This is a genomic window from Deinococcus aerophilus (assembly GCF_014647075.1).
In the GTDB taxonomy this organism is placed as follows: domain Bacteria; phylum Deinococcota; class Deinococci; order Deinococcales; family Deinococcaceae; genus Deinococcus; species Deinococcus aerophilus.
The window spans coordinates 79,046-101,792 of record NZ_BMOM01000007.1; the positions used below are offsets into that span (position 1 = coordinate 79,046).

A 22,747-nucleotide genomic window follows, 5' to 3' on the forward strand; every position below is an offset into this window, starting at 1 on the left:
CTCCAGGGTAGCAGCCCACCCGAAGAATGGGTGAAGCATGACTTTTGAACTCAGGTTCGGTAAATTTCGCCATCACCCACACGCCGGGCAGATGAGAGACAGTAGGAGCCATGAAGAAGCTAATGTTCGCGGCAATCGGTATGACGGGCATTCTGGCCAGCTGTGGTTCCTCCGGCTCCGCGCCGGACGGCAGCGGCAGCGCCCGCATCGTAGATCTGAGAACGGAATACGCCACCAGCCTGACGCCTACCGCGCAGTACGCCGGGTGTGACGTCATCACCAATCCCAGCGACCCGTCCCGCAAGTACTCCACGCAGGTCGTGGTGGAATTTGCCGCCGCAGGCTCGATCAACTCCGTGGATGTGCGGCTCAAGGGAACGAACACGAACACCTACGACAACAACTTCAACAAGAACGTCCCAGCCAGTAGCCTGAAGAAGCTGGCGAACGGCAACTACCGTGTTACGTTCGACGCCAACTCGGCGACCGGTGCCTTCCTGCCCAATAACCTGAACTCTCAGGGCATTGAGGTCACGCCTGTGGATCAGGACCCGCTGCCCGTGAAGGCCGTGACGGGTCAGAACAAAGTGGATGGGGGCTTCTATACCGAGCTGACAGTCAACACCGATACCGCCAGCTTCACCATCAACAGCCGGTTCCTGCGGGTCATTCCGGTCTACCGCTCCTGCACGTTGCAGACCGCCAACCCTCTCTCGCTGTAACCGTTTCCTACACTGCGCCGGGGCTACCGCTCCGGCGTTTTTCTTTGTGCCGTCCTCAGGTTTTCTGAAGGCGACAGTCACGCCCGCATCAGCTTCATACCGGAGAGTGAGCTGTATGAAAAGACTAATGATGGCGGCGGTGGGACTGACGGGCGTGCTGGCAAGCTGTGGCGTGGATGTGGTGGTGGACCCGGGAGTGGTGCCGGTCAGCAACCTCCAGCTCAAGAGCTACCAGAGCCAGTACACCTTGCCCACAGCCTATACCGATACCCAAACAGGGCAAACCTACGCGAAGGGTTCCTCAATCATCTGCGACAATCTGAATACTCGCCTGAGCGTGGACGTGACCTTCAACGGCACCATCAACCTTTTTGGGGCCCGTCTGGAAGGCCGCGACACAGGGACCACCAAGACCGTTTACTCGCAACCTCTGGGAAACACAACCTCCGGCAACCCTTCCACGTTTGAATTCGTGGTGGGACCGAACACCGCTCCCCTCAGCGTCAAGGCGGGCAAGCTGGGCGCACAGGCCATCGTGGTGACCCCTGTCAACACCTTTACCGTGAAGGGCGCAACCTTCGTGAGTGTGCAGGCCCAGAGCGCCGACGGCACGAACAGCAACCTCGTCAAGAGTGTGCAGGCCATTCCAGTCGCCGACTGCGGCATCTGAACCTCCATCCCTGCCCAGACCGCCCCCACACCGGGGCGGTTTTTCCTATGCCCTCTCCTACGCCACCAGCGGGTGCAGTTCGCCCACGCTGACCAGCGCGAGCCAGTGCAGGGCGCGGCTGGCACTGACGTACAGCAACCGGCGCTCGTACTCGGTGCTCTCGTCGTAGGTCTGGACGTTGGCGCTGCTGACGATGGCCGCGCTGAACTCCAGGCCCTTGGCGAGGCTGACCGGCAGCACCACCAGCCCACCCTTGAAGCGGTGTTCCTGCGTGGTGATGGGCTGGGCGTCGGTGTCGAAGTCGCGCAGTTGTTCGGCCAGCCGGTCGGCGTCCACGGCCCGGCGCGTAACGATGGCGATGTTGGTGTGGCCCGCCGCCTGCGCGTCCTTGACCGCCTGGGCAATCAACGGCAACTCGCCGTATGGGGCGTCCTCGGGCGCGGTGTACCGCTGAACCTCGGCACCGTCGCGGTCCACGCCCTGCACCTGCGCGGCGCGGTTGTAGGTGGCGGCAATCCGCGCACCGAGTTCGGTGATCTGGCGGGTGGAGCGGTAGGTGCGGCCCAGGGTCAGCACCTCGGCCCCCGGAAGCACGGCCCCCACCGCTTCCCAGTTGCTGGGACCCTTGTAGCCGTGCATCCCCTGGTTCAGGTCGCCCAGCGCGGTGAGGTGGCCGGGGCGGGTGGCGCGGCCCAGCAGGGCGTACAGCAGCGGCGAGTAGTCCTGCGCCTCGTCCAGCACCACATGGTCAAATGGTTCCAGGGTGCGCCCGTCCAGCCGCCCGATACCCCCGGTGAAGGCCTGCACCGCCAGCATCAGCGGCAGCTCGGTCACGTCGGCGTGGGCGCGGCGCGGGGTGGGAATGCCGCTCAGGGGGTCGGTGCCCAGCAGGGCAATCTCGCGCTCGGACAGGAGGCCGCTGGCCGCCAGGGACTCGGGGCTGGCCAGCAGACGGCGGGCCTCGGTCACGGGGGTGGTGCTCGCGAACACGCGCCCCAGCAGCGCCGTTACCGGCACCGAGAGCTGGCGCAGCACGCCCGCCTCCTCGTCGTCCGTCACGTTCAGCTGCGACAGCGCCTGGGCCTCGATGGCCCGCCGGAACCCGGCGCGGTAGCCGTCCAGCGGGTCGGCGGCGAACACGTCGCGCAGCATGGCGTGCAGCTGGGTGTCCGTGACCGTGAAGATCTGTGGGTCGCGGTGGCGCAGCGCCACCTCCTCGCGCAGGCCCTGACCACGCAGGGCGGCGTTATAGCGGTTCCACAGGTGGGTGCGGACCACGTCCAGCATGCGGGCGTCGCCCAGCAACTTGGCGCGCCGCCACGCCAGCGCCCGGCGGGTGTTGTCGTGGTCGGTAAGCAGCAGGGTCAGGGTGCGGTCGGTGACCTCCAGCTTTTCCAGGCCCAGCAACCCGGTGGCCCAGCCCTCGGGCGTGGTGACGGTCACGCCGCCGATGCCCAGTTCGGGCAGGATGCGCGCGGCGTAGGTGGCGAGCACACGGTTGGGCATCAGGACCATGCACGCCTCGGCCCGCGCCTGGTGGGGACCGCGCTCGGCATGGGTCATCCACGACAGCCGGTGAAAACCGATGGTCGTCTTGCCCGAGCCCGCCGCTCCCTGAATGATCACCGGCGTTCCGGCGGGATAGCGCATGGCGGTGTTCTGCTCGGGCTGCAGGGTCTCCACCACGTCACGCATCCCGGCAGTGCTGCCCTCCTCCAGGCGGCGCAGCAGCACCTCCTCGCGGCCCCCGGTGTCGCCGCCGCGCTCGTCGTCGTACAGGTCGGTGACGCGGTGCAGGGTCTTGGCCGCGATGTCCAGCTGACGCCGGCGCTTGATCACGCCCTGCCCGCCCCGGCGCGGAATCCAGCCCAGCGCGTCCGAGTAGAACAGGCTGCCCACCTCGCTGTCCCAGCCCACCACGCTGTGTGGCCCCTTGAGGTCGCGAAAGGCGTGCTTGCCCACGTACAGCGTCTGCTCGCGCCCACCCACCCGCACCTTCAGGCTGCCGAAGTACGGGTGGTGGACGTGCGGCGAGAGCATCGCGGCGTGTTCACCGGCCTCATCGCCTAGGATGATGCTCGTTTCCAGGTCCGCGCCCATCTGGCGGTCACGGTCCTCCCAGAAGTCGATCTGGCGCAACATGGCGTCCACGGTCCCCGTCAGGTGGGCGGCCTCGGATTCAAAGTCGGGATGGGAGTCGTGGACGGGCGGGCGGGTGGAGACGGGTGCAGACATCCCTCCCAGGATACCGGGTCAGGGATGACTGAAGCTTACCGGCTGGCAGCTTACCGGCTGGCGATCTTGGTGCGTTTTTCCAGCTGGTCCGTGAACAGGGTCAGGACCGTGGTCAGGGCCAGGTACACGACCGCCACGGTGGTGAGGACCGGGATGGGCTGAAAGCTCTCGGAACTGACGCGCGATCCGGCCAGGGTGAGTTCCAGCAGCGCGATGCTCGACGCCAGCGAGGAGTCCTTGAGCAGCGCCACGACATTGTTCACCAGCGGCGGCACCACGATGCGCAGCGCCTGGGGCAAGATCACGGTGGTCATGGTCTGGCCCCCGCTGAGGCCCAGGCTGCGCGCCGCCTCGCCCTGCCCGCGTGGAATGGCAAGAATCCCGGCGCGGATCACCTCGGCGTTGTAGGCCCCCACGTTCAGGGACAGCGCGATCACTGCCGACCAGAATTCGTTGAGCTGCAGGTTGATGCCCATCGCCCCCAGGATGCCCGGCAGCGCGTTGTATACGAACAGGATCTGCACGAGCAGCGGCGTGCCGCGCACCAGCCAGATGAAAAAGCTCGCCGGAGCGCGCACCAGCCACGACGTGCTGGACTTCTGGATACCGGCGATCATGCCGATCGCCAGCCCGATCAGGCCGCTGACCACCGTGAGCTGAAGGGTCATGCGCGCCCCCTCCACAAACAGGTCGGCGCGGGGGCCGATGGGGTCGGGCATCTGCCGCAGCACGGCGGTGATCACGAAGAACAGCGCCAAAAAGGCCACCACCGCGCCCACCAACCACAGGGCCAGCGGTCCTCCTGCCGGGGTGGGCCGGGCCGGTTTCGAAGCCGTCATACGCCTCGTCCGGGTCGAGCGTCACGGAGAATGTATGTCTGGCTGGTTTTCATTTGGTGGATGATGACACAACAGACCGTGGACTGTTCCGGGGAGCGCTCTGGGTTGCGGGGTGGCCGCCATCTCTGCAGTGCAACGGCAACGGAAGTCACCGCCCACCGACCGGTCTGCGGGGTGTCAACACCGTCTGGGCCGGCCGGCCGGCTGTCCGGCGACGGCTACCCCCCGGATTCCAGATGCATATCTTGACTTGCCCTGCATTCCACGCTATCTTTAAGAAATCAAAGGCGGCCTGCGGGTCGCCTTCTTCTTTTGCCATGTTCCCTGTTTCCCCGCGCTGAACCCTTCTGGCGCAAGACCTCAGGTCCAACCTCACGGCCCCCGCGCGGCAGCCCTGACCACAGATGGACTCAGTCAGGGCCAGCGCTTCAGATGCCCAGCACTGGATGCGGCCGGTACGGTTCTTCCAGTTGCTTCATGTCCTCGGACGAAAGGCGTACCGACAGTGCAGCAACCGCCTGTTCCAGATGCGGCATCTTGCTCGCCCCGATGATCGGCGCGCTCACACCCGGCTGAGCGAGCAACCACGCGGTCGCCACCTGGGCCGGGGTGACCTCTAAGCGCTCGGCTACCTGCGCGGCGCGGTCGGCGATCTCATAGTCGCCCTCGGTCTGGTACAGCCGGTCGGCGAAGGGATCGCTGCCTGCACGGGTGGTCCGCGCCTCCCCACCCCGGCGGTTGCCGGCCAGAAAGCCGCGGGCGAGCGGGCTCCACGGAATCACGCCAATCCCCTCCTCGCGGCACAGCGGCATCATCTCGCGCTCTTCCTCGCGGTAGACCAGGTTGTAATGGTTCTGCATGGACACGAAGCGGGTCCAGCCGCGCAGGTCGGCCAAGTACAGGCTGCGGGCGAATTGATACGCGAGCATGGAACTCGCCCCGATGTAGCGCACCATGCCCAGCTTGACCAGATCGTGCAGCGCCTCCAGGGTCTCTTCCAGCGGCGTCTCCGGATCGAAGCGGTGGATCTGATACAGGTCGATGTAATCGGTGCCCAGTCGTTTCAGACTCGCCTGCACCGCGTCCATGACGTGCTTGCGCGACAGGCCCCGGTCATTGGGACCCGGTCCCATCGCGTTAAAGACCTTGGTGGCGATGATGACCTGATCGCGCCGGGCAAAGTCCTTCAGGGCGCGGCCCACGACCTCCTCGCTGCGGCCCACGCTGTACATGTCGGCGGTATCAAAGAAGTTGATGCCGAGTTCCAGCGCCCGCTGGATAAAGGGGCGGCTCTCCTCCTCCCCGAGGACCCAGGGACGCCACTCCGGGTCACCGTAGGTCATGGTGCCCAGGGCGATGCGCGAGACCTTGAGACCGCTGTTGCCCAGCCGAACATAGTCCATGCCCGGAACTGTAGCCCTGGCCAGCACCCCGGGCGGTGAGGAGGGACTTGGACCGGCCTTCTGAGTTGCGCGCGGCAGGGGAATGGCAGCCCATACCCCCAGAGCGCCGGCCAACGCCTTTCTCCTGAACACGGCGGGAGCGAACGATTCCCGCCCCGCCACACGCAAAGCGGCACAACCTAAAAAAAAGAACCCCGTCTAGGACAGGATTCTCCATTTGGTGGCGATGCGCGGACTTGAACCGCGGACCTAACGATTATGAGTCGTTCGCTCTAACCAGCTGAGCTACATCGCCGGAGCGCTGTGCCTGAGGCACAGACTTAAAAAGTCGCCCCGCACTGCGGCGGGGCATCTGGTGGAGCTGAGGGGATTCGAACCCCTGACCTTCTGAATGCCATTCAGACGCGCTCCCAACTGCGCCACAGCCCCAGATTTCTTTCGCCTCTCTCAAGGCTCAGCTAGGTTAACAGCGGTCCCCCATCTTGTCAACGGGGGGCCGCCGGTCACCCCGATGCGGCCTGAAGAGACGCCAGATTGACGTAGCCCTCGATCAGGTGAATGATCACCGGATTGTGCGTGTGGACGCCGTGCGGGTCGCCCACCCCGCCCTCGACGATGAAGTGGGCGATCAGGGCCGCCTCTCCGTCACGGGCGAGCAAAAACGCCCGCTGCCCCTCGGCGGCGATGCCGGGCAGACCGGTAAGGTGGCTGCGGCGCAGCTCCACGCCTCGTGGGGTCAGGCGCTCGAGATGCTCGGCAAAGCTGGCCTCCCCGGCTATGTACAGGCTGTGCCGGGCATTCAGGGTCAGGTCCTCGCACAGGCTGCGGATGGCGGCCTCGCCGTACAGGTGGTACACCGCCTCGGGGGCGGGGTCGGGGGCCAGGCGCGAGAGGTCACGGTCCAGTGCCCCCAGCCGGTCGTCAAAGGAGCGGCGGGCGCGGGCCAGGTACTCGCGGGCGCTCAGGGGCGCGTATTCCAGCGGGTTCTGCCCCACCTTGGCGGCCAGCCCGCGGCCCTCCAGACGCTCCAGCGTTTCGTAGATCTTGGGACGGGGGATGCCCGCCTGCCGCGCCACACGGGCCGGAACGGCACGGCCCAGGGCGAGCAGCGCGGTATATGCGCGGGCTTCATATTCGGTCAGGCCCAACGCTTGCAGGTGAATCACGGCGCTCATCTGTTCGCCAGCATAAGGGATGGCGGGGGCACGGCGTCCGTGGCCCTCAGCCCTGCTTGCGCAGCAGGATGCTCTTGAGGTACAGGCTCTCGGGCACGCTCAGCAGGTGCGGGTGGTCGGCGGGCTGGTATGTGACGTCCACCACCTCTGCGTCGCAGTCGGCCTCGGCGGCGGCCACGCGGGCGGCGTCCAGCAGATCGTCCACCCGGATGTAGTGGGCGCAGGTGCTGATCAGCAGGTGGCCTTCCGGCGTGAGCATCCGCAGCGCGTGGGCCGCGCCCTGGGTGAAGATGCGCTTGGCACGCGGCACGTCGTCACGGCGCTTGGCCAGGGTGGGCGGGTCCAGCACGGCGGCCCCGAAACTGCGTTTCTCGCGCTCCAGGGCCGCGAGGACGTCCAGCGCGTCGCCCCAGCGCACGCCCACCTGCACGCCGTTGGTCCGCGCGGCCCCCTCCAGCGCCGCCAGCGCGGTCTGATCCTTGTCCACCGCCACGCTGTTCGCTCCGGCCCTGGCCGCGTGCAGGCTGAAACCCCCGGTGTACGAATACACGTCCAGAAAGCCCATGCCCGGGGTGACCAGAGACCGCATCAGGCGGCGGTTGTCGCGCTGATCCAGAAAGAAACCGGTCTTCTGGGCTTCCATGGGGGCAAAGTGCAGCGTCAGGTCATCTTCATGGAAGGTCACGCGCTCGGGGAGGTCGCCCCACAGCGGCCCGGTCTTCAGCTCCAGCCCCTCACGGCGGCGCTCGCCGGTGTCGCTGCGCTCGTAGGCACACGCCGCTCCCGTCTCCTCGCGCAGCGCCTTCAGAATCAAGTCGCGGTGGCGCTCGACGCCCGCGTTGCGCAGCTGTACGGCCAGCACCGCGCCGAACTGATCGGCAACCACGCCCGGCATGCCGTCGGCCTCGGCGTGCAGCACCCGCAGGGCGTCGGTGTTCAGGATGCGTCCGGCACGGCGTTTCAGGGCCGAGCGAACGCGGGCGCGGTAGAATTTCAGGTCAATGTCCTCGCGCTCCCAGGTCAGCAGCCGCAGTGGGGTCGCGCCCTCCGGGTTGAAGTAGCCGCGCGCGACGAACTGCCCGCCGGGGGCCTTGACATCCACGACCTCGCCCGGAGCGATGCCCGCGTCGGCGTCGGCGATGTCGCCGCTGTGGCCAAAGGGGTAGCGCCCGGCAATGCGCCGGACGGCGGCGGGCTGGAGGGTCACGCTGGCGGCCTTGCTCGTGGCCTTCTTGACAGGAACGGACTTCACGGCTCCAGGCTAGCGCAGGCGCAGGAACGGGCCTGTAACCCTGGTCGGCGGGTGCGTGGCCGCGGCAAGACCGCCCCCCCGGTTCAGGCAGATTGAGAGCGCCTCCCCCATTGCCCCCACCGGCCCCGCGTTACCCTGGGGCGTGCCCACAATCCGGCTGTTCCGTGTCCTTCCTGCGGCCCTGCTGCTCGCCCTCTCCATCGCGGGCGCGAGTCCGGCCAGCGAGCTGTTCCGGGCCGCGACCGAGCAGGTCACGCGCGAGTACTACGGCTGGTCCACGGCCGATCTGCGCGTCCTGAGCGAGAAGTACGGCGCCATGCTGCGCGTGAAGTGTGCGCCCGAGGGCGAGGCCTGCTCCTACGCCACCGGCCGCGAGGTCCTGGGCGACCTGTTCAAGGAATTCGGGGACGCCCACACCAATGTCCGTGATCCGGAGGGAGCCGAGCGGCTGCGCGAGGTCACGCAGGACTTGGCCGTGCAGCGCACCGGGGCGCGGGTGGTGCGGGTCGAGGGCGGGCTGCTCGTGGTGTCGGTGATGCCCGGCAGCCCGGCCGAGGAAGAAGGGCTGCGGGTCTTTGACCTGCTCACCACCGTGAACGGCGAGGCGGCGGGCAAGCGCGGCAGCGAGAACGCCCCGGTTGGCCCCGGCGAGTTCATCCGGCTGGAACGGGCCGCGCAGCCCATCCGCGTGAGCGTCATGCGGGCCGCCACCGTCCCGCTGAACCTGATCCTGAGCACCCGCCGCCTGCAGGCGCGCGACGTGCCCACGCTGGCCTGGGCCGGCATGGACGGCAAGGTGGCGGTGATCTCGTATCCGTCCTTCCTGTCGCAGGACGCCGCCGCACTCTTCCTGACGCGGGTGCGCGAGGCGATCTCGGGGGGGGCCAGGGGCCTGATCGTGGACCTGCGCTACAACGGCGGCGGCAGCCTGAACGAATGTGTGGCTGCCGCCAGCGTGTTCGCGCCGGTCGAGTACCGCTCGCAGACCCGCCGGGGTCAGGCGGTGGCCACCTACCGCTACACCGGCCTGAACGGGCAGTCGGGCCGTTTTCTGGACCGCCAGATCGCTCCGCCCGGCAGCGCGGTCTGGAAGGGCCCGTCCGCCATTCTGGTGGGACCGAACACCGCCTCGTGCGCCGAGGTCTTTACCTACTACGCCCGTCGGGCGGGCGCGGTCGCGGTGGGCGAACCGACCCGTGGGGTGGGCAACAGCGGCGTGGTGTTCGATGCGCTGCCCGACGGCGGCGTGGTCTCGGTGACGGTGCTGCGCGCCTTCAACGAGGCCGATCAGCCGCTGCCCGACCGCATCACGCCCGACGTGCTGGCCCCGACCGACCTGCGGGCGCTGACCGAGCAGGGCCGCGACCTGACCCTGGAAGCGGCGCTGGGCACGCTGGACCCCCGCTCGGCGGGGGGGCCGAGCGGGAGCGAACGCTGACGCGGACCCGACCGAACTTCAGCGGGCCCAGCGCCGCAGCAGGGTAACGAGCAAGGCCGGCGTGACATTGGTGTACTCCTGTCCGTCCACCCGCACCAGCGGGGCGTCCTCGGCACGGACGGCGGGGCCGCACTGCGACAGGGCCAGCTCCACGTTGCCGTCTGCCGTGACCATACCGGGACTGATCCGCAGGGCCGCCCAGACGGCGTCCAGCAGCGCCTCGCGCTGATCCACGGTGAGGTGTTCGTTGCAGATTTCCAGACGGGTGATGGGCATGGGCGCTCCTGGGGCGATGAGGGAAACGGGGGGCGGGTCCGGCCATGCTAACGGCTGGCCTGCTAACGGCTGGCCTGCTAACGGCTGGCCTGCTTCCGGCTGGCCGGCGCCCGGAGGACCCGTTCCAGATGACCCATTGCAAATGACCGGGGGGCGTATGCTCGGCGGCGTGACTGCGCCCGTTTCTTCACCCCCCACCGAACAGCAGACCCGGCAGGCGCTGCTGGGCGTTCTGATCACCATCTGCCTGTGGGGAGCCAACGTGGTGGTCCTCAAGGCCGTGCTGGGGGTGCTGAATCCCGAGACCACCAACACCGGGCGCATGCTCATCGCAGGAGCGGTGCTGATGACGCTGGCCGTGCGCGCCCACGGCTGGCCGCGCTGGAACGCGCGGACCTGGTTCACGGTGGCCGGTGTGGGGCTGCTGGGCAACACGCTGTTTCAGGCGACCTTTCTGACCGGCATCCGGCTGAATCCGGCGGGGGTGGCGGGACTGGTCAACGGACTGGTGCCGGTGCTGGTGTTGCCACTGGGCCTGCTGCTGGGCCAGCGCTTTACCCGCCGTCAGGGGCTGGGGGTGGGCGTGGCGTTTGCCGGACTGCTGGGCCTGCTGCTGCTCACCCGTGCGCCGGGGGTGGCCGTTACGCCTGCGGGGCTGCTGTGGCTGGTGGGCGCCGCCGTGATCTGGGCGCTGTACACGCTGTTCAACCGTCCGCTGTCGGCGCGGCTGGGGGCCCTGCCCTTCGTGGCCTTCAGTCTGGTGCTGGGTAGTGTGCCGTACCTGCTGTACGCGCTGCCGCACCTGCAGTTGGGCACAGAGGCGGGCACGGGCGCGCCGCTGCTCGCGTGGGTGGGCGTGCTGTTCAGCGCCCTGGGGGCCAATGTGGTGGCCTACTTAGCCTGGGCACGCGGCGCACAGGTGCTGGGAGCGGCCCGCACCAGCGTGTGGCAGGCGCTGGCCCCGGTGGTGGCGCTGGTCCTGAGCGCCGCGTTGCTGCACGAGCGGCTGCCGCCCAGTGTCTGGGGTGTCGCCGGGATCATTCTCGCCGGAGGAACGCTGGCGAACTGGCCGAAAACGGACCGGAGCGCCCGGGAGACAGAGCAGGACGCCCTCACGGGGAAGGCGTCCTGAATTTCGGTCTGAAGGTATCGGGCCCGGGGGTGCGGTCGGCTCAGTTTGCGTCCGGCTGACGGCCCGACCCGTGCAGTTCCACCGCTCGGCCCCTGCGCGCCCGCAGGTTCAGCAGTTCCACGCCGATGGCGAAGCCCATGGCGAAGTACGTGTAGCCCTTGGGAATCTTGAAGCCCAGGCCGTCGGCAATCAGGTTCACGCCGATCAGAAGCAAGAAGGCCAGCGCCAGCATCTTGACCGTGGGGTGCGCCTGCACAAAGTCCCCGATGGGCCGCGCGGCGACCAGCATGATCAGCACGGTCAGGACCACGGCGCTGACCATCACACCAATGTCGTCGGCCATGCCCACCGCCGTGATCACTGAATCCAGGCTGAAGACGATGTCGAGCACCATGATCTGCGCGATGATCGCCGCGAAGCTCGCCGACACCGCGCCTCCCACCCCCACTTCGTGTGAGCCGGGGCCTTCGAGCTGCTCGTGCATCTCCCTGACGGCCTTGTACAGCAGGAACAGCCCGCCGAACAGCAGGATCAGGTCGCGCCCCGAAAACCCCATGCCGAACACCCGCAACACATCATCTTGCAGGCGGTAGATGACGGCGATGGAGAACAGCAGCGCCAGCCGCATCAGCATGGCCCCGAGCAGACCCACGGTGCGTGCCCGCTGCCGCTGCTCAGGGGGCAGTTTGGCCGCCAGAATAGAAATAAAGATCACGTTGTCAATGCCCAGCACAATTTCCAGCATCAACAGGGTGGCAAAGGCGAGCCACGCTTCGGGCTGGGTCACCCAGCCAAACAGACTTTCCATGACAGGTCAGTACCTCACGGGTCCAGAGAAGCGCGAACAGGAACCGCGCTGGCAACCAGTCGTGTGTGTCACGAGGCACGCCCCTGACGGCGTGTTATGCGTCATGGTCCGTGAGAAACAGACCACCGTTCATGCCGCCTGGATGAAGGGCCTTTAGGTTTGACACCGCACGCCGCACACCACCCGCCATCCCCGGCCGCCCGAAATGGCCCTCAGCGCGGCCTGGCGCCGTCCAGATACACCGAGAGCAGCGCCCGCGCCGTGCCCTGCGGATCGGCGGGCGGCGTGCCCGTCACCAGCGGGTAGATCAGGGCCAGGAACGCGCGGGTCAGGACCGGTGGCGGCAGGTCGGCGCGCAGCTCGCCGCGGGCGGCGGCGGCCTCGAACAGGGCGCTGAGCCCGCCCATCCACACACGGCGGTACTCGGTCTCGAAACTGCGGCGGCGTTCGGGCGAGACATGCCGCAACTCCGAGGCCAGCTGCAATCCCAGGCGCTGCTCGGGGGCACTGTCCACCAGCTCGCTGACAAGCGTATCCAGCTGCGCCGAGAGGCCGCTCTGGGCCGCGGCGTGTTCGATCAGGCGGGCCAGCCCGGCCAGCGCGCCGTCGAGCATCGCCAGAAACAGCGATTCCTTGTCGGCGTAGTGGTGGTACAGCGCGGGCTTGGTCACGCCCACCGCCTCGGCGACCTCGCGCATGGACACGCCGTGGTACCCGCTTGCCACGAACAGCCGAGCCGCCTCCTGCCCGATGCGGGCGCGGGTGGTTTCGGGCAACGGGGCAGAAGCGGAGCTGGAGGGCACGGTCACGCCTTTCATGATACCCGCAGACCCGTATACCCCCATTGTCAGCCCGGCCCACCTTTCCGTCCGCAGGGTCCGGGGTTTACCATACGCACGAAGACACAACCCAGTTGTGGGCCAGACCCCGGCCTGCCCTCCTCCATCTCTCCTCCCCTTTCAGGAGCCTGTATGCGTCAAATCCTGCTGCCCGCCGCCGCGCTGTCCCTCACCCTGATGGCCTGTGGTCAGACGCCCCCTCAGGCCGTCACGGCCCCCGCCGCCTACGCCCAGCGCCCGGAACTGCAGGACGCGGGCAGCCAGGCCATCCTGCAGCGCTACGGCAACGATCCGGGCCTGCTCGCCGCCCTGCAGGAAGCCTACGGCGAGCGTCCCGGCACCCTGACGCTGCCCGCCGCACCCGCCATCACGGGTCTGGACCTGAACAGCGACCGGCTGGCGTATGTCAAGCGCACCGGCTGGGGAACCGTGGGCAATTACAATGCCCAGTACGCGGCCTACGCCTTTACCGGCCAGCCGTATCCGGGCCTGGACTGGACCCGCGACGGCTGCAGCGCCCCCGACGGCCTGGGCCTGGGCTACCGCGAGGACTTCAGGCCCGCGTGCAATGTTCACGACTTCGGCTACCGCAACCTCAAGGTGTACGAGCGGACCAGCGCCAACCGCAAGACCACCGACGAGGCCTTCTACACCAACATGAAGAGCATCTGCGCGGCCAAGAGTTGGTACAAGCGTCCGGCGTGTTACAGCGCCGCCTATGCGTACTACCAGGGAGTCCGGGTCGGGGGTGACGACAGCTTCTAGACGGTCAGCCCACCGAGACGCCGCTCAGAGTTCCATTGCCCACACGTCCTGCGGCGTCTCGCGGCGGCGGATCAGCGTCCAGTCGCTGCCGTCCCACAGCGCCTCGGCGGGGCGGGAGCGCGTGAGGTAGCTGCTGCTCATGGCCGCCCCGTAGGCCCCGGCCTCGCCGATGGCGAGCAGGTCACCGCGCTGCGGGGCAGGCAGCGGCACATCGCGGGCAAGCACGTCGCCACTTTCGCAGGCGGGGCCGGCAAGATCCCAGAGGCCGACCTCGCCTGCTGCCTCATCCACAGCCGCCTTACCGACAGCGGTCACCGGATGAACCGCGCCGTACAGCATCGGCCGCATCAGTTCGGTCATGCCTGCGTCCACCAGACAGAAGTCACGCCCGGTGCGCTTGGTCCCCACCACCCGCGTGAGCAGCGTGCCGGCCCGCGCGACGAGGTAACGGCCCGGCTCGACCCACAGCTGCGCTCCGAAAGCGTGGGCGGCGGCCCAGGCCTCGCGGGCGATGCCCGGCAGATCGGCGTCCAGCCCCCAGCCGCCGCCCGCGTCCAGCACGGCCAGCGGACCGGTGTGGGGACGCAGCTCGGCGAGCCGCCCGAAGGCCGCCGTGAAGTCGTGGGCGTCGCGGATCGCGCTGCCGATGTGAACATGCAGGCCAAGCGGGGTGTGCCCGGCCGCACGCAGGGCGTCCAGCAGCGGCGGCACCTGCTCGGGCGTCACCCCGAACTTGCTGTTCGCCGCGCCGGTTGCGAGGTGGTCGTGGGTGCTGACCGCCAGGGCCGGATTCACCCGCACGAGCACCCGTGACCCGGGGGGCAGCAGTGGGGCCTCCCCGGCGCGGTCCACGATGAAGGTGGCCCCCAGCCGCCCGCCCGCCGCGTATTCCGCGTCCGACTTGGCCGGCCCGTTGACCAGCAGGGCGTCGCCTGCCGCCCCCACGTGTTCGGCGCGGGCAATTTCGCCGGGACTGACGCACTCGAAGCCCACCCCGGCCGCAAACAGACGGCGCAGCACGCTCAGGTTGGGGTTCGCCTTCATGGCGTAGTACACCCGTGCGTCTCCGAAGGCGGCCTGCACCCGCGCCACGGCGGCGTCCAGTTCGGCGGCGTTGTAGACGTACAGCGGTGTGCCGAAGCGCCCGGCAGCGTCGTGCAGCGCGGCGGCGGGAATGCGGGCGACAGACGGGGTCCGGGCGGCAGGAGACAGGGAGGCGCTCACGGCTGCGAGTGTAGAGGCTGGGGCGGCCTAAGGCATCCTCCTCAGCTCCGGGCCTGTGCCCTTTCCCGGAGCCCCCGGAAGGTGTCCCGGAGCAGCCGGGCCGCTTCTCCGGCGCGGACGCCGCCCGTGACCGCGGGCGCGTGGCCCCAGCGGTGGCCCAGCAGATCGCTGACCCCGCCCAGCGCCCCCGCTTTCGGGTTGGCGGCGCCGTAGACCACGGCACCCACCCGCGCTTCCAGCGCCGCGCCCAGACACATCGGACAGGGTTCCAGCGTGACCACCAGCGTGCAGTCTCCCAGGTACGGCGTGCCCAGCGTGACCGCCGCCTCCCTCAGCGCGGCGAGTTCGGCGTGGCGGGTCATGTCCCCGTCGGCGCGCGAGGTGTTGCGACCGCGCCCCACCACCGCGCCGTCCGGCCCCAGCACCACCGCTCCCACCGGCACCTCTCCTTCCTGCGCCGACAGGCGGGCCAGGGTCAGCGCCTCGCCCATCGCCGTGTGCCAGGGCCCGGGCGCCGCACCCACCGTTTCCCGTGCCCCGACCGCCCAGACCGCTGGATTCAGGCCCACCCACTGCACCCCGTCACCGGACACGAGCAGCGGCACGGCGTCGCGCACGCCCCGCGGCACCTTCAGGTCGGTCAGAACGTCGCTGAGCTTGCGCGTTCCCCCCGGCAGCCGGATGCGGTCTCCCGGCATGCGCTGGCGCCGGTGCCAGCCGGGTGGCAGCGCAAACTCAGCTTCGGCGGCGGGTGATGTGGCCTGGCTGTCCCCCAGGTCCAGCCGACCCGCCGTCACGGTCACGTCGCGCGCGCCGGGCAGGGTAAGGTGCGCGGTCTGGCCGTCCGCCAGCGCCCGCGCGAGCCCCTGCAGGTGGCTGGTATGGAATTCCAGCCCGGCGGCCTGCAGTTGCCGGCGCACCCAGCGGCGCAGCACCGCCTCCGGCTGTCCCCGCAGGGGCGCGTGGAGGGTCAGGCGGGCAGCCAGGGCCTCCAGCGCGGCGTCATCCTCGGCTCCGTGGTGGGCCAGCCGGGCGAGCGCGGCCTCGACCCCCGGAAAGCGGGCGCTCAGGACCGGCATCACCTCACGGCGCAGCCACGCGCGGGTAAAACGCGGGTCGGCGTTGGAGGCGTCCTCGCGCCAGCCCTGGCCCAGGTCGCGCAAAAAGGCCTCGACCTCCGGGCGCGCCACGGCCAGCCATGGGCGCTGGACCCGGCCCCGGACCGACGGAATCCCCTGGATCACGCCCTCGCCGCGCAGCACCTCCATCAGCACCGTCTCGGCCTGATCGCGGCGGGTGTGGGCAGTCAGGACCGCCGTGGCCGCGTGCTCGCGGGCCACGCGGCCCAGCAGGTCGTAGCGCACCCGGCGGGCGGCGTCTTCCAGATTCCAGCCGCGCCGCGCGGCCACCACCCCCACATCCACCCGCGCCCCGTGGTAGGGAACTTCCAGGGCCCCGGCCAGCGCGGCGACCCACCCGGCATCCTCGGCCGACTCGGGACGCAGGGCGTGGTCCAGATGAACGGCCACCGGACGTGCTCCGGCAAGCAGCAGGCCCCGCAACAGCGCCACCGAGTCCGCGCCGCCCGAGACGCCCAGCACCACCACCTGTCCCGCGTAGGGCGCGAGGAAACGAATCAACGGCGACACGGCCCCAGTTTACGGCCCCGGTTTGCGGTCGCCAGTACAATGGAGCGCATGTTTCTCCGCGCCGGACAGCCGGCCCCCGACTTCGAGAGCCGCAGCGACGACGGGCGCATGGTCCGCCTGCGTGACCTGCGTGGCCGGTGGGTGGTGCTGTCGTTCTACCCTCGGGCCGCTTCCCCGGGCTGCTCGGTTCAGGCCCAGGGACTGGAGGCCGCGCTGCCGGAGTTCACGCGGCTGGGCGCACAGGTGGTCGGCGTCAGCGGCGATACCGAGGCGCGGCAGGCCAGCTTCCGCGAGCGCTGCGGGCTGTCGTATCCCCTGCTGCCCGACGGAACGCGCCGGATCTCGCGGGCCTACGGGGTGCCGGGCGGCCTGGGAGCGTGGCTGGGCCTGAGTGCGCGCGTTACTTTTCTGATCGATCCCCAGGGCACGCTGGCCCATATCCACCGCGGCGCCGATCCCGCCACCCACGCTGCGGCGGCACTGAACGAATTGCGTCGGCGCAGCGGGGCCGGGCAGTCCTAGCCCCCCCTCAAAAAACGCAGCGTCTGGCTGTACAGCATGTCGGTGGTCTCCAGGCTGGTGAAGTTGTGGGTGCCGCCGGGAATGGCCACCGCGTCACAGCCCAGCGCCGCCGCATACCGCACGCCCCACTCGGGCGGACAGACCACGTCGGCGTCGCCGTGCAGCACATGGGCCACCCCGCCCCAGGCGGCGGCGGCCTCCAGCGGACGCAGCCGGGGCAGTTCCTGCAAGAAGGCGCGGCCCACCGGCCAGCCGTCCGCGTCGGTCACGCCGGGGGGCAACAGGCCGCCGCGCATCAGCGGCAACCACGCCTCGGCCAGGGCCGGGGCCCACAGCAGCAGCCGGTGGGCCCGCACGTCCCGGGCGGCCAGCGCCGCCACCATGCCTCCCATGCTGTACCCCAGCAGCATCACCCGTTCGGGGTCCACGCCCGGCTGGCGGCGCAGGTAGGCGCAGGCGGCGGCGGTGTCCTCGACCTCGCGGGTCACCGTCATCTCCTCGAATTCCCCCTGCGAGTCGCCGCTGCCCCGGCAGTCAAAGCGCAGGCTGGCGATGCCCCGGGCCGCGAGCAGCCGCGACAGCCGCACGAACAGGCGGTGGTGCTCGCTGCGGTTGCCAGTAAAGCCGTGAACCAGCACCACCGAGGGCCAGCCGGATTCCGGCGCGGGCGTATCGGGCGTATGCAGCATGCCGTACAGCCGCTGCCCCTCCACGCTGAACTGCGCAAACTGTTCCATGCGCCGATTGTGCCATCCCCGGTCCTGTTGCCGCCCGTCTCGCCCCCAGTCCTTCGCCGGCTGGTCCACCGGCCCAAGGGTCAACAAAGGGTAAATCCGCTCTCATCTGGCTGTGACAAGCCTGTGACGGCAGAGGGGCTAAACTACATTCATAGCGCACAACTCAGATGCGAACCGAGTGAAGTTCGCAGCGCGACGGGGCGGATCAAAATCGATTCAGCCTCGTCTTTATTGCGCCCAGTGGCCGTGGAGCGTGGCCTGTAGGCGGCGTCGCCGTCCCCGCCTTTCGCGGCCCCGTATGCTGCGCCCATGAGCAAAGACACCACCGCAACCATGCAGGGCCGCACGGTCCTGATCACCGGGGCCACCGGAGGCATCGGGCGAATCACGGCGCGCGACCTGGCCCGCCGGGGCGCACAGGTCACCATCGTGGGCCGGGACCTCGACAGAACCCTGCGCGTCGCCGCAGAGATCGGGGCGGCCGGTACGCTGATCGCCGACCTGTCCGAACCGGCGCAGGTCCGGCGGGCCGCCGCGGAGTTCCGCGACCGCGCCGGAGCACTGGATGTCCTGATCAACAACGCCGGGGCGATGTACAGCACGCGCCAGGAAAACCGCGGCGGTACCGAGATGACCTGGGCCCTCAATCACCTCGCCCCCTTTCTGCTGACCCGGGAGCTGCTGCCCCTGCTGCGCCGGGGAGAGGCCCCCCGGGTCGTGACGGTGGCCTCGGGCGCCCACGCCATGGGCCGCATTCATTTTGATGATCCGGAATTCCGCCGGGGATACAGCGGCTGGGCCGCCTATGCCCAGAGCAAACTGGCCAACGTCCTGTTTGCCCGCGAACTTGCCCGGCGCGAACCGGGGCTGCAGAGCAACAGCCTGCACCCCGGCATGGTTGCCACCGGGTTTGCCCACAACAACGGCGGCCTGACCAGCCGGCTGTACGGAGTGGTGGACCGCTTTGCCATCACGCCCGAACAGGGCGCCCAGACCAGCGTGCATCTGGCGGCGGACGACATCCGGGTCTCGGGGCGCTACTTTGCCGAATCGCGCGAGACGGCCCCCGCTCCGCAGGCCCTTGATGACGGCGCGGCGTTGCGGCTGTGGCAGCTGAGCGAGGCGTATCTGGAGCAGGATGCCCCGGACCGCGAGGAGGCCACCGTGTCGCTGCCCGACCCCAGCGGGGAGCGCCCCTACCCCGAGCGGATGTAACCCGTCTTCAGGAAACTGCCGATCATGGGTTCTAAATCGTGCAGCGCGGCGTCCGAACGCATGGCGTACTCGGCGGGCGTCAGCTGCTCGCCCAGGGCCCGCAGGAAGCCCAGGCCCACCGCTCCGTATTCACTGCGGAAGCCCTGGTAGACGCTGGTAATGGCGTTCATGGCGTCCTTGCCGCGCAGGGTCAGGGTATAGTGGCGGTGCGCCCAGCCGGCCAGACTGCGCGGCAGAATCAGGGTCTGGGGGCGCAGCGGAGCCGGAAACGCTCCCTCGTAGGGCAGACCGGCAGGCAGGGTCGCCACGATCTCTCCGCGCAGGTAGAAGATGGCCCCGGTCGGCCGGGCATGCAGGCCGGTGAAATCCTCGGTCAGGTTGAACTTCCACGCGCGCGAACCGATTCCGCTCAGCAGGTGGGCGTGGGCCGCCGGCAACGGATGCGCACTCAGGGAAGCTCCCTGCTCGTAGAGGTTGAGCAGTTCACCCAGGGCCTGTTCCCCGGTGGCGCTGCCGGCGGCGGCCGTCACGGTGCGGCCCTCGAACAGCAGCACATAGGCGCTCTGGTCCCCAAGCTGGGCGTGCAGGTAGCCGTACCACGAGTGCTCGTGCAGATACTTGAAAAAAGCGTGCAGGTCGCAGAAGCTCTCGTTCAGGCCGGCGTGCGTGGCCGGAGAGTGGGGCAGAAAGCGGGCCAGGAAGGGCGCGGCTCCCGGAAACATGGGGCTGAGGACCGGAATCAGCTCCGCAAGGTCGTCGCTGCCCCGGGTATCGCTGTGGGCTTCTCCGCCGCGTTCAGCGTCCGGGTCGGGTCCCACGCCGCCTGCGGTCGCGCGGGCCACGGTGGTCGGCACCGGGTCCGGTGGGGCCACCGTGTCCTGCGGAGCAGCGGTGACGTCCGGCCCGGCGGCGGGCGGCGGAGCCGGCGGACGGCGCAACTCGTCGCTCACAGACCCTCCACGAGTTCCGGAACTCCGGCAACCGGATTCTCCTGTGCCGCCAGGGTTCCGGAATCCTCCACAAGCTGCAGGTGGCGGCGAAACCGCCGGGCATTCTCGATGTAGCGCGTGGCGTTGCCGCCCACCTGCACCGAGCGGATGACGCGGGCCGGCACGCCCACGGCCAGCATGCCGTCGGGGACATGGGCACCCTCGGGCAGCACGGCGCCCGCTCCCAGCACGGCCCCGGCACCCAGACTGGACCCGCTGAGCATCACCGCTCCCATGCCCACCAGACTGCCCGGCCCGCAACTGGCCCCGTGGACAATGGCACGGTGGCCCACCGTGACCTCCTCCTCCAGCGTGCACGGCCAGCCCTCGTCGGTGTGCAGCACCGCGCCGTCTTGCACGTTGCTGCCGCGCCCGATGGTGATGGCCTCCAGATCGCCGCGCAGCACGGCACCAAACCACACGCTGGCCTGGGCCGCCACCTGCACCCGGCCAATCAGCTCGGCGCTGGGCGCGATAAAGGCCGTGGCATGAATTTCAGGAACATGCCCCTCTAGGGCGTAGCGCGCCATGACATCCTCCGTGGGCTGCGGTGACCACCAGCCCCCGGAACTTGGGGAAGCCGGAGCGGACGCTGGCGAAAACACCTCAGCGGGTTTAACCCTGATGAACTGGGCCCCAGCGTAGCATGCGTCCCCGTGGGCATCACACCCGGTTGACCTGTCCATCCCCCCGGCCCGCACAACGCCGGTCCCGGCACCGAACTTCGCAGGCCGAGCTTTCAGGACAAGTTCCCAGACTGGTTCCCGATTCACCGGAGGTCCGCGGAGCACCAGGCCAAGTCAACCGAGTTCAAAAAGATCAGAAACCCCCTGCCAGACGTCTATCCGGCCTTTAGAATCCGGGGGCATCCAGCAAATACGAACACAGCATGCTCCGGATATGCGATACTGCATGAGTCTCCAGCCTCGCGCCATATTGCGGTGTCAGCCCAGAGGGCGGTCAACCGGTGCAGCGGACTTAGAGATGCAAGGAGAGTTATGGCTCAAGGTCGAGTAAAGTGGTTTAACGTCGAGAAAGGTTACGGCTTCATCGAGCATCCCGGCAACCCCGACGTGTTCGTGCACTACAGCGCCATTCAGAGCGGCGGTTTCCGCAAGCTGAACGAAGGCGATGAAGTCGAGTTCGAAGTCGAGGCCGGACAGGGCAACAAAGGCCCCCAGGCCAAGAATGTCGTTGTGACCAACGCCGCTCCCGCTCCTATGGGCGGCAGCACCGGCGGCATGGGCGGCGGCAACCGTGGTGGCGGCAGCCGCTGGTAAATCTGAGGCCCCGCTCTTGTAGACGGGAACCTGAGATTTAAGTTCATCCAACATCATCTTCTCTTGGCGGGCGCTTTCGGGCGTCCGCTTTCCGTTGTGCGTGTGGCGTCCTCCTGCCCACCGTGCCCGCAGCGGGCGGGGACGCTAGCCTGCGCGTATGTCCGCGCCCCTGAAGTTCGCCGTTCTCTCTACCAGTCTCGATCCTGACAGCCGCAGCGTGTGGCTGTGTGAACTGGCCGCCCGGCACCTGCAGGACGCGGGCCACACGGTCACCCACCTGGACCTGCGGCACACCCCGCTGCCCCCCTTCGACAACGCCAGTTGCTACGCCCACCCGAATGCCGAGGTCTACCACCGGGCCATCCGCGAGGCCGACGGTGTGCTGCTGGGCGTGCCGGTCTACAACTGGGGCCTGGGCTCGGGCGCGCGGACACTGGTGGAACTCACCGGCAGTTCGGACACCGAGCGCGGCCTGCACGGCGCGTGGTTTGACCAACCGGTGACGTTTCTGGTCTCGGGTGGGCTGGACCACGGCTACCTCAGCCACGGAGCCTTCGCGCTGGGCCTGATGTACGACTTTCGCTGCGTGATCAACCCGCATTTCGTGTACGCGACCTCGGCGCACTGGGAAGCGCCGGGCGTGCCGGGCAGATGGCTCTCGGAGCGGCTGGCGCGCACGGTGGACCGGACGGTGGACCTCTCGCAGCGGCTGCGGGGGCGCGATTACCACAGCGTCTGGGAACTGTGAGCGCCCCGGCCGAGAAACCGCGGGTGGTTCTGGAACATCCCGACTTCTACGTGGTCCACAAACCGGCGCTGTGGCTGACGCACCGGGTCCGGGCAGGAGCGCGGGCCGAGGTGCCCGATGTCCTGGGCTTCATGATCCGGGAGACCGGCGAGCCGTCCCTCGCCCCCCCGCACCGCCTGGACCGCGAGACCAGCGGCGCACAGGTCCTGTCGCGTGACACCGACGCCGCCCGGCGCTTTTTCACCCTGTTCAAGACCCATCTGGTGGGCAAGACCTATCTGGCCATCGTGCGCGGCACCCCGGACTGGGACCGGCGTACCGTGGACGCCCCGCTGGGCGACCTGGGTCTGGGCGGCGCGAACCGCGTGCTCATCCGGCAGGCCGTCGTTCCAGACGGGCGCCCTGCTGTGACCGACTTCCGGGTACTGGAGCGGCGGGCCGGGCACGCCCTGATCCAGGCGTATCCCCGTTCGGGTCGCCTGCACCAGATCCGCGCGCACCTGTTTCACCTGGGCCTGCCGATGGTGGGCGACAAGATCTATGGCGCCGACCCCGACGCTTTCCTGGACTTTATGGAAACAGGCCAGACCCCCGAACTGACTGCCCGACTGGGCCTGCCGCGACAGGCGCTGCACGCCGCCCGCATCGCCTTTCCCTGGGCCGGGGCACAGGTGGTGGCCGAGGTGGACCTGCCCGGAGACCTGCGGGGGTACTGGGACGGGCTGGGGTAGACGCCTGGAGGGCGGGCACCCAACGAGCTCCGAACACCCAGAGGGACCCCACGGCCCCTCTTCCGGCGTCCCCACCCCAGTGCTGCTTTTCACCCTTG

At 68.9% G+C, this 22,747-nt stretch carries 23 protein-coding genes and 2 tRNA genes; 10 read left to right on the forward strand and 15 right to left on the reverse strand.

Annotated elements, in window-relative coordinates; translation table 11 throughout:
• Positions 1-110: 110 nt before the first annotated feature.
• Together IEY21_RS06510 and IEY21_RS06515 are read left to right on the forward strand one after the other, a co-directional pair.
• The gene (locus IEY21_RS06510; protein ID WP_188902578.1) at positions 111-722 is read left to right on the forward strand and encodes a hypothetical protein; all 612 of its coding nucleotides are present in this window, start codon (positions 111-113) and stop codon (positions 720-722) included.
• 115 nt (positions 723-837) lie between these two features.
• Positions 838-1,392: a hypothetical protein gene (locus tag IEY21_RS06515; protein WP_188902580.1), complete on the forward strand. Its 555-nt coding sequence runs from the start codon at positions 838-840 to the stop codon at positions 1,390-1,392.
• Between the two features lie 57 nt (positions 1,393-1,449).
• Here the strand turns inward: IEY21_RS06515 and IEY21_RS06520 are convergent, their stop codons facing one another.
• From IEY21_RS06520 to IEY21_RS06550, 7 genes are all read right to left on the reverse strand, one after another.
• Positions 1,450-3,627: a HelD family protein gene (locus IEY21_RS06520; RefSeq protein WP_308424824.1), complete on the reverse strand. Its 2,178-nt coding sequence runs from the start codon at positions 3,625-3,627 to the stop codon at positions 1,450-1,452.
• A 50-nt stretch (positions 3,628-3,677) separates the two neighbouring features.
• Positions 3,678-4,466, reverse strand: coding sequence for an amino acid ABC transporter permease (locus tag IEY21_RS06525; RefSeq protein ID WP_188902582.1), 789 nt, complete (start codon positions 4,464-4,466; stop codon positions 3,678-3,680).
• A gap of 428 nt (positions 4,467-4,894) precedes the next feature.
• A complete protein-coding gene (locus IEY21_RS06530; RefSeq protein WP_188902584.1) occupies positions 4,895-5,869 on the reverse strand; it encodes an aldo/keto reductase in 975 nt (324 codons plus the stop codon).
• A 218-nt stretch (positions 5,870-6,087) separates the two neighbouring features.
• Positions 6,088-6,164 (reverse strand) — tRNA-Met (locus IEY21_RS06535).
• Positions 6,165-6,222: 58 nt separating this feature from the next.
• A tRNA-Ala gene (locus tag IEY21_RS06540) sits at positions 6,223-6,298 on the reverse strand.
• Between the two features lie 74 nt (positions 6,299-6,372).
• On the reverse strand, positions 6,373-7,044 hold the full coding sequence (locus tag IEY21_RS06545) for a TrmB family transcriptional regulator (protein ID WP_188902586.1): 672 nt from the start codon (positions 7,042-7,044) through the stop codon (positions 6,373-6,375).
• A gap of 46 nt (positions 7,045-7,090) precedes the next feature.
• On the reverse strand, positions 7,091-8,251 hold the full coding sequence (locus IEY21_RS06550; protein WP_188902726.1) for a class I SAM-dependent rRNA methyltransferase: 1,161 nt from the start codon (positions 8,249-8,251) through the stop codon (positions 7,091-7,093).
• Between the two features lie 187 nt (positions 8,252-8,438).
• On the opposite strand from IEY21_RS06550, the gene IEY21_RS06555 reads away from it, so the two are divergent.
• Positions 8,439-9,734: a S41 family peptidase gene (locus IEY21_RS06555; protein WP_308424825.1), complete on the forward strand. Its 1,296-nt coding sequence runs from the start codon at positions 8,439-8,441 to the stop codon at positions 9,732-9,734.
• 18 nt (positions 9,735-9,752) lie between these two features.
• Here IEY21_RS06555 and IEY21_RS06560 read toward each other — a convergent pair whose 3' ends face one another.
• Positions 9,753-10,010 (reverse strand): NAD(P)H-dependent oxidoreductase subunit E, encoded by a 258-nt coding sequence (locus IEY21_RS06560; protein ID WP_188902587.1) that lies wholly within the window; start codon positions 10,008-10,010, stop codon positions 9,753-9,755.
• A gap of 169 nt (positions 10,011-10,179) precedes the next feature.
• Here IEY21_RS06560 and IEY21_RS06565 point away from each other — a divergent pair, with 169 nt between their 5' ends.
• The gene (locus IEY21_RS06565) at positions 10,180-11,142 is read left to right on the forward strand and encodes a DMT family transporter (protein WP_229752932.1); all 963 of its coding nucleotides are present in this window, start codon (positions 10,180-10,182) and stop codon (positions 11,140-11,142) included.
• 40 nt (positions 11,143-11,182) lie between these two features.
• Here IEY21_RS06565 and IEY21_RS06570 read toward each other — a convergent pair whose 3' ends face one another.
• Positions 11,183-11,950 (reverse strand): TerC family protein, encoded by a 768-nt coding sequence (locus IEY21_RS06570; RefSeq protein WP_188902589.1) that lies wholly within the window; start codon positions 11,948-11,950, stop codon positions 11,183-11,185.
• Between the two features lie 212 nt (positions 11,951-12,162).
• Positions 12,163-12,768, reverse strand: coding sequence for a TetR/AcrR family transcriptional regulator (locus IEY21_RS06575; RefSeq protein WP_188902591.1), 606 nt, complete (start codon positions 12,766-12,768; stop codon positions 12,163-12,165).
• A 153-nt stretch (positions 12,769-12,921) separates the two neighbouring features.
• On the opposite strand from IEY21_RS06575, the gene IEY21_RS06580 reads away from it, so the two are divergent.
• Positions 12,922-13,554 (forward strand): phospholipase A2, encoded by a 633-nt coding sequence (locus tag IEY21_RS06580; protein ID WP_188902593.1) that lies wholly within the window; start codon positions 12,922-12,924, stop codon positions 13,552-13,554.
• A 24-nt stretch (positions 13,555-13,578) separates the two neighbouring features.
• On the opposite strand, the gene lysA is transcribed toward IEY21_RS06580, so the two are convergent.
• Together lysA and tilS are read right to left on the reverse strand one after the other, a co-directional pair.
• The gene (lysA, locus tag IEY21_RS06585; RefSeq protein ID WP_373290489.1) at positions 13,579-14,778 is read right to left on the reverse strand and encodes a diaminopimelate decarboxylase; all 1,200 of its coding nucleotides are present in this window, start codon (positions 14,776-14,778) and stop codon (positions 13,579-13,581) included.
• Between the two features lie 41 nt (positions 14,779-14,819).
• Entirely contained in the window at positions 14,820-16,427 is a 1,608-nt protein-coding gene (tilS, locus tag IEY21_RS06590) for a tRNA lysidine(34) synthetase TilS (protein ID WP_188902595.1), read from the reverse strand.
• A gap of 48 nt (positions 16,428-16,475) precedes the next feature.
• Here tilS and IEY21_RS06595 point away from each other — a divergent pair, with 48 nt between their 5' ends.
• On the forward strand, positions 16,476-16,949 hold the full coding sequence (locus IEY21_RS06595; RefSeq protein ID WP_188902597.1) for a peroxiredoxin: 474 nt from the start codon (positions 16,476-16,478) through the stop codon (positions 16,947-16,949).
• On the opposite strand, the gene IEY21_RS06600 is transcribed toward IEY21_RS06595, so the two are convergent.
• Positions 16,946-17,686, reverse strand: a complete 741-nt coding sequence (locus IEY21_RS06600) for an alpha/beta hydrolase (RefSeq protein ID WP_188902599.1) — start codon at positions 17,684-17,686, stop codon at positions 16,946-16,948. The two genes, IEY21_RS06595 and IEY21_RS06600, sit on opposite strands and share 4 nt — an antisense overlap.
• 309 nt (positions 17,687-17,995) lie before the next feature.
• Between IEY21_RS06600 and IEY21_RS06605 the strand changes: the two genes are divergently transcribed.
• Positions 17,996-18,901, forward strand: a complete 906-nt coding sequence (locus IEY21_RS06605; RefSeq protein ID WP_188902601.1) for an SDR family oxidoreductase — start codon at positions 17,996-17,998, stop codon at positions 18,899-18,901.
• Here the strand turns inward: IEY21_RS06605 and IEY21_RS06610 are convergent.
• Both IEY21_RS06610 and IEY21_RS06615 read right to left on the reverse strand, forming a co-directional pair.
• On the reverse strand, positions 18,883-19,851 hold the full coding sequence (locus tag IEY21_RS06610; RefSeq protein ID WP_229752933.1) for a hypothetical protein: 969 nt from the start codon (positions 19,849-19,851) through the stop codon (positions 18,883-18,885). The two genes, IEY21_RS06605 and IEY21_RS06610, sit on opposite strands and share 19 nt — an antisense overlap.
• Complete coding sequence (locus IEY21_RS06615; RefSeq protein ID WP_188902603.1) at positions 19,848-20,420, reverse strand: gamma carbonic anhydrase family protein; 573 nt, start codon at positions 20,418-20,420, stop codon at positions 19,848-19,850. Before IEY21_RS06615 ends, IEY21_RS06610 begins: the two co-directional genes overlap by 4 nt.
• Positions 20,421-20,888: 468 nt before the next feature.
• On the opposite strand from IEY21_RS06615, the gene IEY21_RS06620 reads away from it, so the two are divergent.
• The 3 genes from IEY21_RS06620 (at position 20,889) to IEY21_RS06630 (ending at position 22,649) form a co-directional block, all read left to right on the forward strand.
• Complete coding sequence (locus IEY21_RS06620) at positions 20,889-21,170, forward strand: cold-shock protein (protein ID WP_188902605.1); 282 nt, start codon at positions 20,889-20,891, stop codon at positions 21,168-21,170.
• A 157-nt stretch (positions 21,171-21,327) separates the two neighbouring features.
• Positions 21,328-21,918: an NADPH-dependent FMN reductase gene (locus tag IEY21_RS06625; protein ID WP_229752934.1), complete on the forward strand. Its 591-nt coding sequence runs from the start codon at positions 21,328-21,330 to the stop codon at positions 21,916-21,918.
• On the forward strand, positions 21,915-22,649 hold the full coding sequence (locus IEY21_RS06630; protein WP_229752935.1) for an RluA family pseudouridine synthase: 735 nt from the start codon (positions 21,915-21,917) through the stop codon (positions 22,647-22,649). Before IEY21_RS06625 ends, IEY21_RS06630 begins: the two co-directional genes overlap by 4 nt.
• The last annotated feature ends 98 nt before the right edge of the window (positions 22,650-22,747 follow it).